The 12,144-nt window shown below is 65.2% G+C and carries 8 protein-coding genes; 2 read left to right on the forward strand and 6 right to left on the reverse strand.

All coding sequences use genetic code 11. The features are described from left to right. Position 1: 1 nt before the first annotated feature. Entirely contained in the window at positions 2-1,951 is a 1,950-nt protein-coding gene (locus BCA01S_RS20705) for an AI-2E family transporter (RefSeq protein WP_027778548.1), read from the reverse strand. A 164-nt stretch (positions 1,952-2,115) separates the two neighbouring features. Continuing rightward, a complete protein-coding gene (locus BCA01S_RS20710; protein WP_042319054.1) occupies positions 2,116-3,396 on the reverse strand; it encodes a DUF445 domain-containing protein in 1,281 nt (426 codons plus the stop codon). 243 nt (positions 3,397-3,639) lie between these two features. Between BCA01S_RS20710 and BCA01S_RS20715 the strand changes: the two genes are divergently transcribed. After that, positions 3,640-4,782, forward strand: a complete 1,143-nt coding sequence (locus BCA01S_RS20715) for a metallophosphoesterase family protein (RefSeq protein ID WP_027778550.1) — start codon at positions 3,640-3,642, stop codon at positions 4,780-4,782. Continuing rightward, positions 4,779-7,403 carry an AAA family ATPase gene (locus BCA01S_RS20720; RefSeq protein ID WP_027778551.1) on the forward strand — a complete coding sequence of 875 codons (2,625 nt, stop codon included), beginning with the start codon at positions 4,779-4,781 and terminating at the stop codon, positions 7,401-7,403. The genes BCA01S_RS20715 and BCA01S_RS20720 overlap by 4 nt, the downstream gene beginning before the upstream one ends. 14 nt (positions 7,404-7,417) lie before the next feature. On the opposite strand, the gene cobJ is transcribed toward BCA01S_RS20720, so the two are convergent. Genes cobJ through cobG form a run of 4 tightly spaced genes read right to left on the reverse strand, consistent with a single transcriptional unit; the run spans position 7,418 to position 12,090 of the window. Then, the gene (cobJ, locus tag BCA01S_RS20725) at positions 7,418-9,175 is read right to left on the reverse strand and encodes a precorrin-3B C(17)-methyltransferase (protein ID WP_027778552.1); all 1,758 of its coding nucleotides are present in this window, start codon (positions 9,173-9,175) and stop codon (positions 7,418-7,420) included. Next, positions 9,172-9,912, reverse strand: coding sequence for a precorrin-2 C(20)-methyltransferase (locus BCA01S_RS20730; RefSeq protein ID WP_027778553.1), 741 nt, complete (start codon positions 9,910-9,912; stop codon positions 9,172-9,174). The genes cobJ and BCA01S_RS20730 overlap by 4 nt, the downstream gene beginning before the upstream one ends. Further along, entirely contained in the window at positions 9,913-10,539 is a 627-nt protein-coding gene (locus BCA01S_RS20735) for a precorrin-8X methylmutase (protein ID WP_027778554.1), read from the reverse strand. It abuts the gene before it with no gap. 9 nt (positions 10,540-10,548) lie between these two features. Continuing rightward, complete coding sequence (gene cobG, locus BCA01S_RS20740) at positions 10,549-12,090, reverse strand: precorrin-3B synthase (RefSeq protein ID WP_169740538.1); 1,542 nt, start codon at positions 12,088-12,090, stop codon at positions 10,549-10,551. Positions 12,091-12,144 lie beyond the last annotated feature (54 nt).

Below are 12,144 nucleotides of genomic sequence, written 5' to 3' on the forward strand. Positions count from 1 at the left end.
CTCAATCTGCGCTGCTCGTCACGTGCGAATGCTGACGCGTGTGCAGCGACGAAGCGGCCAGCTGGCATTCCTCGATCATCGCGCGGAAGGTCGGTGCCGAATGTGAAGCGGCAGTCGCACCCATTCCTGTCTCATGCCCGTTTTCCGCGGTGCCGCCGACGCCGACCACGAGCGCCGCTCTCGGCCGCCATTGGCGTGTGCGTCGAAGCATATTGCGCAGATACGGCGGCGATTCCGGAGCGTCGAGCGTGACGATGCAGATGATCGGCGCATTCTTGTAGCTCGGCTCGTCGGCGTGCGCGCTGCGGTAGCCCGAGTGCGTCGCCATGATCGGTGCAAAGCCGAAGCGTCCGAGCAGTTGCACCGCGATGGCCGTCGTGACTTCGTCGAACGCGCCGCGTCCGGGCACGCAGAGCACCGCCGTTTTTTCGCTGTTACCCTGCGCCGAAGCATGCGCTCGCGTCGCACTGTCGTGCTGCTCGGAAAGATCCGCTGTCGAAGCAGCGACGAGCGCTTCTGGAGACTCGGCGCGGATCAGCCGGTCCGGCAAACCATCGGCGATTTCCAGATTTTCGACGATGTCCACCAGCGCTTCGTTCACGCGGGCCAACTGGTCCGGCATCAGCACGCCGCGCATCGCGTCATTGCGTGCGAGTTTGAGGCCTTCGAGCGCGACGGTGTCGTAGTAATCGATTAGCGACATCTCGCGCAGCAGACGCTCAGCCTGCACGATCGCCTCATGCGGATCGTCCGCAAGAAGCCGCTGATAGAAGTTCTGCGCGGGCGTGAGCGCCGGCTGATCGCCGAGCAGCACCGTGAGAAAGTTCAGACGATCGGCGTAGCGCCCAAGCGTCACGACGCACAGCGTGAGCGGCGTGGACAGCACGAGGCCGATCGGCCCCCACAGCCAGCTCCAGAAAATCGCCGCGACGACCACTGCGAGCGGCGACAGCCCCGAACGGTGGCCATACAGCAGCGGCTCCGCGATCTGCCCGGCGACCACATCCACGACGATAAAGAGAATCAGTGTGTAGACCGCCATCGTCCACTGCGGCTGGATGGCTGCGGCGAGAAACACCGCGAGAATCGCCGCTATCCAGATGCCGATATATGGCACGAAGCGCAGCAGCGCCGCTATCACGCCGAACAGCAACGCGCCAGGCACGCCGATGATCGCGAGCCCGATCGCGATCACACCGCCTGCGCTCAGGTTCACGCCGAGTTGCGCGACGAAATAGCGGCTCAGGCGCACCGCGGCGTCGTTGATGGCTGTCGTCGTGCGATGCAGATCGCGAGAACCGAAGAGACTGATCAATCGGTCGCGCAGGTCCTCGCGCTGCAGCAGAATGAAGATCGTCACCACCAGCACGATGAAGGTGGTTTCAATCGGCGCGATGGCTGGCGACAACGCACGCTGCGCGAGTTGCAACGGCGTGGGCGAAGGCTCGTGAACTTCGACGGGTGTGGGCACAGCGGGGGCGTTGCGCGCCGCCCGGCCAGTGGGTCGCGGCGGCGGCTTCGAAGGCGCGACGCGTTGCAGCGTGGCGGCCGCGCGGCTCATCAGCGAATCGGCGCGACCGATCGTTTTCTCCTGCACGGTTTCGATCTTGCGTTCGATGGCGACCTGGTACTGCGGCAGGTCGCCCGCCAGTTGAACGAGCTGCGCGCCGATCAGCGCCCCCACGGCAAGCAGTGCGGCCAAGGCGAACAGCACGGCGATGAAAATGGACGGCAACTGGCCCATATGCAGCCGCCGCAACATCTGCACGAGCGGCGCGAGCAGAAAACTGAGCAGCACGGAGAGCGTGATGGGAATCAGCACCGCGCGGCCGAAGTAAAGCGCGCAAACCACGACCACGCCGGTAATCACCGACGCGAGACCATGCAAACTCGGAGCGGCGGGCGGATAAACGCGGTTCGACCGCCCATGCGGCGGTAAGGATATTTTCATGAGCACACTGTCCGTTTGAGTGGCGCGGCCGCTTCCGCGGTCGCTTGTAGTCTCGCGCGCGGTAGATGCGGCGGCGGCACGGTGCCGTATGGGCCACTGCGGCTGAGCAAACCCTATGCCCGGATTGTAGGCGCTTTGCGTCGCGGTTCGCCAGTATGGCCCGCTCAGCCGATATGCATGCGCAGCAAGTCGAATACTAGCGAGCTTCCATAGAGCAGCAAGCCGATGAAGCCGCCGACTACGGTCCCGTTGATGCGGATATATTGCAGGTCCTTGCCGATGTTCAATTCGATCTGCCGCGACATCTCATGCGGGTCCCAGTTCTTCACGGTATCGCTGATATGCCGTGTGAGGAATTGCGCGAACTCGGGCGCCATTGCGCGTGCTGCGTCTTCGAGGTGATCGTTGAGCGACTGGCGCAGCGCCGGATCGTTCGCAAGTTCGCGGCCCACCCATTGGCCCGCCGCAACGACTCGCGCATGCAACGCCGAGTCGCTGCTTTGCAGATCGCGCTTGAGCCACGCGCGCAGTTCGCCCCACATGTCCTTCACATACAAGGCGAGCGCTTCGCCTTCCACCAGATAACGCTTGAATTCCTCGCCTTTTTCCAGAAAGGCCGGATCGCTTTTGAGCTTTACGATCAGCTTGTGCGCGGCGTCGTCGAACTTCTGGCGCAACTGGTGCGTGGGGTTTTCGCTGATCTGTTCGAGCATCCGGTTCACCGCATTCGCGATAGTCTCGGCGCCTTTCTCGCCGAGCCACGCGGAGGGCAGGATTTTCTCCATCTTCGGATACTCGCTCTTTACCCAATCGACGATACGTTCCGCAATGAACTGGCGCGCCTGCGGTTCGCGCAGCAATGCGACGACCTGTTCGATGCCCGCGTCGAGAAGCTCCTGGTGGCGGCCGTCCTTGGTGAGCGTGTCGAGAATCGCGCCCATTGACTGCGAGAGATCGACCTTTGCGAGCACGTCGCGCAATGCGTCCTTGATGAACACCTGAATGCGCACGTCGTCGGTCAGATCGAGAATGCCGCTCGTCAGTTTCACGACGTAATTGCCGAGGCGCGCGGTGTTGGCGGGCTCGGTCAGCCAGCGCGTGATGCTCTGTGCCGGATCGTGCTTCTTGATCAGACCGACGAGCGACGGCACGTCGAGAAACTTGTCCTGCACGAACACGGCGAGGTTGTCGGCAATCTTGTGCTTGTTGCGCGGAATGATCGCCGTGTGGGCCGAGACCACCGGAATCGGCACGCGCCGGAACAGCGCGGCGACTGCGAACCAGTCGGCGAGCGCGCCGATCATCGCGGCTTCGGCCACTGCCTTGATACCGTCGATCCACACGCCGCGCGGCATCAATGCCGTGACGACGAAAACGCAGGCCGCCGCGGCAAGGAGCAACAGCGGCGTGCGTTTGGCCTTCTTCAGTTCGAGTGCTTTATTCATCGGCGAAAGAGCCAGGGTCCGGAAACGCGAGTTTAGCGCTGCGCGCCGCGCAGTGTGCAGGGCGAGCAGCGGTGAACGATGCTGAATGATGGTGAAGAGCGCGGCATCGCGCCGCTTGACCGCGATCCGGCCGTATCGGTCTCTGTTTGAGCCGCCGGCACGGTAACATCGAGGGTTGAACCGCGGCGGCGGCGTGAGCAGCGTGCGCCACGCGGCAATGCATTTGAACGCAATGGAGGCACAGTGATCAGGTTTCTGCATACGGCGGACTGGCAAATCGGCACGCAGTTCGGCCAGTTCGAGCCGGAGGAGGCCGCGCATCTGGCACAGGCGCGCTTCGACACCGTGCGCCGCATCGCCGACGAAGCAGCCGCGCGCCAGGTCGACGCGGTGCTGGTGGCAGGCGACGTGTTCGATCTGCAGACGGTGTCCGATACGGTAATCCGCCGCCTGTTCGCCGCACTGCAAGCCTTCGCGGGCCCGTGGATCATGCTGCCTGGCAATCACGACGCGGCGCTCGTGGAAAGCGTCTGGAGGCGTGCGCAGCGCCTCAATTGCGTGCCGCCGAACGTGCGCCTCGTGCTCGCGCCCGGCGTCGTGTTGCTGGACGCATGCCGTTGCGCGGTGCTGTGCGCGCCGCTCACGCAGCGTATTACTTACGACGACACCACCGGCTTTTTCGATACCGTCGAGACGCCGCCGGGGTATCACCGTGTGGGGCTCGCACATGGCAGCGTGAGCGGCATTCTGCAGGAAGGCATCGACTCCTCGAACCCGATCTCGCCGACGCGCGCCGCAAGCGCGCGCCTCGACTATCTGGCCCTCGGCGACTGGCACGGCCACTTTCGCGTCGACGAGCGCACCTGGTACGCGGGCACGCACGAGCAGGACCGTTTTCGCGCGAACGATCCCGGCTTCATGCTCGACGTCACGCTGAGCGAGCCCGGCGCACAACCCGCGGTCGAGGCGGTGCGAGTCGGGCAATACCAGTGGCATCGCTGGGACGAAACGATTTCCGTGCCGACCGATGTGGATTGGCTGAAGACGCGCCTCGCCACGTTGAGCGGCAGCGACGTGCTGCGCGTCTCGGTGAGCGGCACGGTCGCGCTGGCCGACGCTGAGGCGGTTCATGTCGCCGTCGAAGAGACCCGCGCGCGCGTGCGTGCCTTGCGTGTGGATCTGAGCGGTTTGCAGGTGCTGCCCACTACAGAGGATCTCGCCGAACTCGGCGCGCAGAGCGGCTATCTGGCAAAAGTTGTCGCGCGTTTGCGAGGCATGCAGGAGGATCCGCAGTCCGACCCGCAACAGGTCAAGCGCGCGGCAGAGGCATTATTGCTGCTGGCGCGTCTCCAACGTGAATTGCCGCGTGAGGCGAGGTCCGCATGAAGCTTCAGAGCATCGCGATAGAGGAATTCAAACAGTTCACCGGGCGTCTCTTTATCGACGACCTGCAGCCCGGTCTCAATCTTTTCGTGGGACCAAACGAGGCCGGCAAGAGCACGATTGCCGAGGCCGTGCGTGCGGTGTTTCTCGAACGCTACAAGGCCTCGCATCTCAAGGAATTGCTGCCTTGGGGCAAGGCGAGCGGGCAGCCGTCGGTCGAAGTCAGCTTCGATCTCGACGGCGTCACATGCCGCCTGTCGAAGCAGTTCGTCACGCGTCAGCGCTGTGAGTTGAAGATCGGCCAGACCGTATTCGGCGAAGACGAAGCGGAAGACAAGCTCGCCGCACTGCTCGGCTTTTCGCGTGCCGCGCGCGGGCCGTTGAAGGCGGAAAACGCGGGCGTTCCAGGTCTCTTGTGGGTGCAGCAGGGCGGCACGCAGGACATGCGCGACTCGACCGGTCACGCGGCGCAGTATCTGCGCGATGCGTTGTCGCAATTGTCCGGCAGCCGCGAATCGGCGGGCGAGGATGCGTTGATCGCCGCCGTGCAACGCGAGCTTCGGCAACTGCTGACCGCGCGCACGCAGAAATCCACCGGGCCGCTCGCCGAAGCCGAAGCCGCGCTCGCCGCGCTGATCGCGGAGCGTGACGATCTGAACCGGCAGCGCGAACAGTTCGAGGAAAACATCGCACGACTTGCCGCGCAGCAGCAGGCCTTCGAGGAAACCGAGCGCAAGCGGCCGTGGGAAGTTCACGAGCAGAAGGCCGTGCTCGCGCAAAAGCGCGCCGATGCGGCTGCGGAACTCGAGCGCAGCGTAGACCAACTCGCGCAGGCGTTGAAAGTCAGCGAGGCTGAACTCGCGCTGCCGTTGCAGCACGAACAGGCCGCGGTGGAACTGGAAACAGCGGTGACGCGCGATCGTCAGCAACTCGACACGGCGCACGCGAACGTGGCGGCGGTCGAAACCGGATATGCACAGGCGGCAACCCGCGTCGCGCAACTGGAGCAGGCTTTTACCGATGCGAACCGCGCGCTCGAACTGGCGAATGCGGCGGTGAGCGCCGCGGATCTGCGCAACCAGATCGGTCTTCATCACGCGGAACTGGAACGGCTCGAAGCGGCGATTGCTGCCGCGAGCGAAGCCAACGAAGCGCTCGTAGAAACCGCGCGCGCCGCAGCCGCCCTTGAAATAGACGAGGCGAAGCTCAAGCGCCTCGCATCGCTCGATGCGTCGCTGACCGTGTTGCGTGCGCGCACCGAAGCGGCGATGACCCGCATCGAATATCGGTTGAGTGGGCCGATTACGGTGGGCGAGGCGTCCATCAGCGGCGCGGGCGTATTGCGTGTCGACGAAGAAAAGCGGATTGGCCTGGGCGAGCTTGGTGAATTGCGCGTGATTCCGGGCGTTTCGGATCTGTCCGCACGGTTGTCGGAACTCGCCGCGCTCGAAGCGCAGCATGCGCAGTTGCTGCAAGCGCTCGGCGTCGCTTCGCTTGCCGAAGCCGAATCGAGGCACGAACAGTGGAAGGCGCTTGTCGCGCAGCAGAAGAGTTACGCGAAGGTACTCGAAGCGTACGCGCCGCAGGGCATCGACGCGCTGCGCGCCGCGTTGGCATCGGCCGCCGCGCGCTCGCAGGCCGCCAACGAGCGTTTGACGAGTTTGCCCGATGTCTCGGCTGCGCTGCCGCTCGACGAAGCGCGGCGCAGCGCCGAAATCGCAGCCTCCGCGCTGGAGAGCGCCCGCAAGATACTGAACGAGGCAACCGAGAAGCGTTCCACCGGCATTGCGACGGCTGAATCACTCGCGCTTCAGTTGGAGCGCAAGGAAGCGCAATTGGGCGACCCGGCGTTCTGCCGCAACCGCGCGCAGTGGCAGGCGAAGATCGTCGAGCAACGTGTGCAGGTCGAGGCGCTGACGAAGCAGCGCGAAGCGCGAGCGCGCGAACTCGAAGCCGTGCGTCTGGACGACCCGGCGGCCGAGGCGAAGCGCTATCGCGCGTCGGCGGAACTTGCGCGTCAGGACCAGCACGAGCGGCAGGTCAGCATCGCGCGTTTGCGCAGCCAGTTGGAGACAGTGGGCGCGTCAGGGCTCGGCGAGCGTCTTGCAGCGCTCGACGCAAAAGTGGAGCAGGCCACCCGCCGCAAAGAGGAGCTGAGCTTGCGCGCCGGCGCATTGAGTCTGCTCGACGAAGTGCTCGTCGCGGAACGCGATGCGGCGGTCGCGCAGTTGCGTGCGCCGTTGACGGAACGGCTCGGCCATTATCTGAAGCGGATCTTTCCGCAATCGACCATCGCGCTTGGCGACGATCTGAGTCCCGCGACGCTCGATCGTTATGGCCGCGCAGACACGCTCGAAGCGCTGAGCTTCGGCACGCGCGAGCAACTCGGCATTCTCACGCGGCTCGCGTATGCCGATCTGCTGAAGGCGTCCGGCCGGCCCACGTTGCTGATGCTCGACGATGCGGCCGTGCATACCGACGCCGCACGGCGGGATGCGATCAAGCGGGCGCTGATCGACGCTGCCACGCGGCATCAGATTCTGGTGTTCACGTGCCATCCGGAACTGTGGGACGACCTGGGCGTGAGGCAGCGCGCGATCGACGATATGAAGGCCGCGGCGTAGCTATCCGTCGGGGCTTACTCGTACCAGCGCGGTGTGTAGACCCACTGCGCGCCCCTGGTGAAGCGGCGCGTGGTGGAGGAGCCCACGATGAGCATCGTGCGCATATCGACATCCGCTGAGCGCAGTTCGCCCAGCGTCACCGTGCGCAGCGTTGCGCCCGGCCTGCCAATGTCGCGGCCGAGCACGACCTGCGTATTTGCCGCGCGATACTCGCGAACGATATCGAGCGCCTTATCGAGTTGCCACGGACGTGCGCGCGAAATCGGGTTGTAGAACGCCATGACGAGGTCCGCTTGCGCGGCATGTCGCAAGCGTTTTTCGATGATGCTCCAGGGCTTCAGATTATCCGACAGCGACAGCATGCAGAAGTCGTGGCCGAGCGGCGCGCCGGCTTGCGCGGCGGTAGCCATCGCCGCCGATACCCCCGGCACGATGCTAAGCTCAACAGCGGCCCACGCGCTGTCCGCAGAGGCGTCGAGCGCTTCGAGCACGGCCGCGGCCATCGCGAATACGCCGGGGTCGCCGGACGACACCATCACGACTGACCGTCCCGCGCTCGCGAGTTCGAACGCATGGCGGGCGCGCTGCATTTCCTCGCGATTATCGGTGCCGTGCACGCGTTGGCCGGCGCGCAGCGGGCCGGCCATTTTCACGTAAGTCTCGTAGCCGAGAATATCGGTGGCCTGGTCGAGCGCCTTATGCGCCGCGGGCACCATCAGTTCCGCGCTGCCGGGGCCGAGGCCGATTACCGTCAGCCGGCCGCGCGCCCGTCCTATCGTGTCGGGATCGACCGCGAGCGGCGATAGAGCGAGGGCGATGCCTTGCACATGATCGTCGTGCAGGGTCTCGTAGGGAATGCGCAGGGCGGCGCGTAAAAGGTTGGCCGGCGATTCGCCGATTTCTGCGTCGCAGTCCGTAAAACGCAGCGGCACATTCAGCAGCGCGGCCGCTTCGGCGAGCGCCGGTTCTGCCATGTGTTCCGATGAGCCAAGCAATGCAGCAAGCGAAAGAGAGGCGAGGCCGTGGGCGTCGAGTGAAGCGCGCACGCGAGCCGCGATTTCGGCGGCGGCGTTCTTGTCTGCGGTTGATGTCGCGGCGGTGTTTGCCTGTGCGGGCGTTGAAGCGACAGCCTCGGGCGTCACTGCCGCGACGACACTGCGAGGATGAATCACCAGTTCGTCGTCGCGTCCATTCCACGCGCGAGGCGTGACGCGAATAGCAAGCCGCGCCGACGGCGAGCGCGGCAGTTGCGCGTCGTCGAGCCACGGCGCGTCGCCCTCGATACGCGTGCTTTCGCCCGCGAGCAGATCCGACACGAAACGCTTACCCTGGCCGATATCGGCAAGCGCATAACCATCGGGTGGATTGAGCACACAGGTGCCGAACCGCAGCTCGCCACTCGTGGTAATTGCAGGCGATATGGCAAGTGCCGCGGCAATCTCGCGCGCCATCACGTTGACGCCGGCGAGGCCGCCGAGCAACGGCACGACGGCGCTGCCGTCTTCGGCGACGGCGAGCACCGGCGGCTCGGCGCCTTTGTTCGACAGCAGCGGCGCCACACAGCGAATCACGATGCCGGCCGCGCACAGCGCGACAATCGGCGTGCCCCGTGCATACAGGTCGCGCAGATGGGGGCTCAGTTCGGCGTACGCGACATCGGCTTCAACGCGGCCTTGCAGCGCATGCACCTGCGAATCCGCATACAGCGTTTGAATGCGCCGCGCGGTATCCAGCGCGCCCGCGCTGAGAATGACGATGGCGGGCGGCATCATCCTTGCCATTTTTCCCCCGGCACGACGAGCAGCGAGAAATACGGCGACGCCATCGGGTCCACTTCGGCGAGCGGGACGATACGCTGGTTGCCCATTGTCGCCCGCTCGACGTACAGCGCGCGGTGCGCGAGCCCGAGTTCGCCGAGCACGCGCCGCACCTTGTCGAAATTGCGCCCGAGTTTCATCACGACTGCGGCGTCTGCATCCGCAAGACGGCGGCGCAGTTCGTCTTCCGGCAGCACGCCTGAGAGCACCGACAGGCTCTGGTTGCGATACACGAGCGGCGCACCGAGCACGGCCGCGCCGCCTAGCATCGAGCAGACGCCCGGCACCACTTCGCTCTCATAGCGCGCCGCGAGCCGGTCGTGCAGATACATGTACGAGCCGTAGAAGAACGGATCGCCTTCGCAGATCACGGCGACGTCGCGCCCCGCATCCAGATGCGCCCCGACTATGTCGGCTGCGGTGTCGTAGAAGTCGGCAATGATCGCTTCATATGACAGCGGCGGCTCCAGCGCTTCGGTCGTGACGGGATACACGAGCGGCAGTTGCTGCTGCGTGTCGTGCAAATGCGCTTCGATGATGCTGAACGCGTTGCCCTTCTTGCCCTTCGCAACGAAGTAGGCGACCACGGCCGCTGCCTTGAGCAGACGCAATGCCTTCAGCGTGATGAGTTCCGGGTCTCCTGGACCGACACCGAGCCCATACAGACGCCCTGCACATTGTTGCGCCGTCATTTATTCGATCTCCGTTGCGAGCGCGTTGACAGCGGCCACAGCCATCGCACTGCCGCCGCGCCGGCCATGCACGACGACATACGGCACGCCACGGCTATTCTCTGCGAGCATCGCTTTCGATTCCGCCGCGCCGACAAAGCCGACCGGAAAACCCAGAATCAGCGCGGGCTTCGGCGCACCGGCGTCGAGCATATCGAGCAGATGAAAGAGGGCAGTCGGCGCGTTGCCTATCACGACGACGCTGCCGCCCAGATGCGGGCGCCACAATTCGAGTGCGGCGGCGGAGCGCGTATTGCCGAGTTCGCGAGCGAGTGCGGGCACTCGTTCATGTGTGAGCGTGCAGATCACGTCGTTGTTCGCCGGCAACCGCGCGCGCGTGATGCCTTGCGCGACCATGCCGGCGTCGCAGAGAATCGGCGCGCCTTGCGCGAGCGCCGTGCGGCCTGCTGTGCCGGCATGTTCGGAGAACGCGAGATCGTCGATCACATCGACCATCCCGCACGCGTGGATCACGCGCACCGCGAGTTTTTCGAGGTCGGCAGGAATGCGCGACAGGTCGGCTTCGGCGCGGATCGTCGCGAAAGACTGACGATAGATCTCCTGACCGTCGCGAATGTAATCAAGCATCGGTGTCACTCATGTGTCGCTTCGAACAAGGCGCGCGATCGTATCGGCGGCCTGTTCGACTGTCAGTTGGCGCGCGACGCATTGACCGAAGCCGGGGCCCTGGTCGCGTCGAAAAAGGTCGTACATGCCGGGCGCCGCGGCGAGCAGCGTGAACGGCGCGCAATGCGCGGCAGCACATGAGCGTGGGCAACCGCTCAAATGCACGTCGACGCCGGCGGGCAGGCGCTTCGCGAGATCCAATGCGTCGGCTTTGGTATCCGCGAGGCTTTTCGCGCAGCCAGTGGAACCGGCGCACGCGATCAGGTGTGTGATGGCATCGGCGCTATCGCATGCGAGGCCCAGCGCGTTCAGCGCGGCAAGCACGACGGGCACTGAGAGCGTTCGGACGTCGGGCAGCAGCACGCTTTGCCACGGCGTGATGCGCAGCGTGCCGTCGCCATGTTGTTGCGCGAGTGCGGCGAGGCCGTGCAGCATGGCCGCATCGATGCGGCCAAGCGGCGGTTGAGCGCCGGCATGCCACGTATCCGCGGCGCGTTGCGCGTGTGCGCCGAGGCGCAACGAGGCATCGGCGGTCGTGCTGCGACGCCAGTCGGCGAGCGTCGCGTCGCGTGCCAATGGAAAATCCACGTAGATTTGCGCATGCTGCAATAGCGCGTCCGCCGAATGCGTGTCGAGCAGATGGCGCATACGCGTGGCGTCGGCGGCGGCAAGATCGAGAAACGTATGCAGCAGCGCGCGCACGAGCGCCGGAACTTGCGACGGCAGCACCGAGACCAACGCGCCTGTCGCATCCGCATTCGATCTTTCGGACAAGTCTGCGGCTTTGCCTGACGATGGTGATCCGATGTGCGTGTTTGCGCTCGCGCTTGCATCAACGGTCGGGCAGCCTGCTAGCCCGAACACGAAGCGCACCACACCGGCAGAATCTTGCGCTGCCGCGAGCCACACGTCATGCGGGTGGTCCACTCTCGCGAGCCGCTCGCCGCCGTCGAGCAACAACGCGAATTTCGGCGATAGCGCCGCGAAACGCGCTTCACTTTGCAGCAGCGTGAGAAGCGCGCTGCACAGAGGTCTGGTGTCGAACAGTGCGCACGGGTCGCGTCCGGCAGTTGGGCTGATCATGACGTTGCGCACGTCGTCAGCAGCGGCTGCATTGAGGGCGTGCGCGTCACGATCGCGATCCCGATCTTCTCCGGAGGAATCGGTTGGCGCTGTACCGCCCATTCCGGAAGAGCCGCTTGCAGCTTGTGGTCCGAGCCCCGCATCGATCAGTGCGGCGACCAGCGCAGCTTCATGTCCGGCCCGGACACCGCGCAATTGCAGATTCGCTCGATTCGTCAGCTCGATCACGCCCGCCGCATGCCGCGCGCTCGCGTTGGCGATCGCCTCGGCCTGAGCCGCGCTCAATTCGCCGCCTGGCAGCTTGATCCGGCAAATGCCGCCGTCGCGCGCCGCCACGATCCGCAGCAGGCCCGGACACGCCGAGGGCCGCAGCGCAGATGCCGCGTCGGGCAAGACAGTGGAGGGCGAAGCTTGATTCAAGACGGACACCGGGTTAGCGTCGCGCGACGGCCCGAGCAAGCGGTCAAAACGGCATTGCTGCGG

The organism is Paraburkholderia caledonica NBRC 102488, from assembly GCF_000685095.1.
Taxonomy (GTDB): domain Bacteria; phylum Pseudomonadota; class Gammaproteobacteria; order Burkholderiales; family Burkholderiaceae; genus Paraburkholderia; species Paraburkholderia caledonica.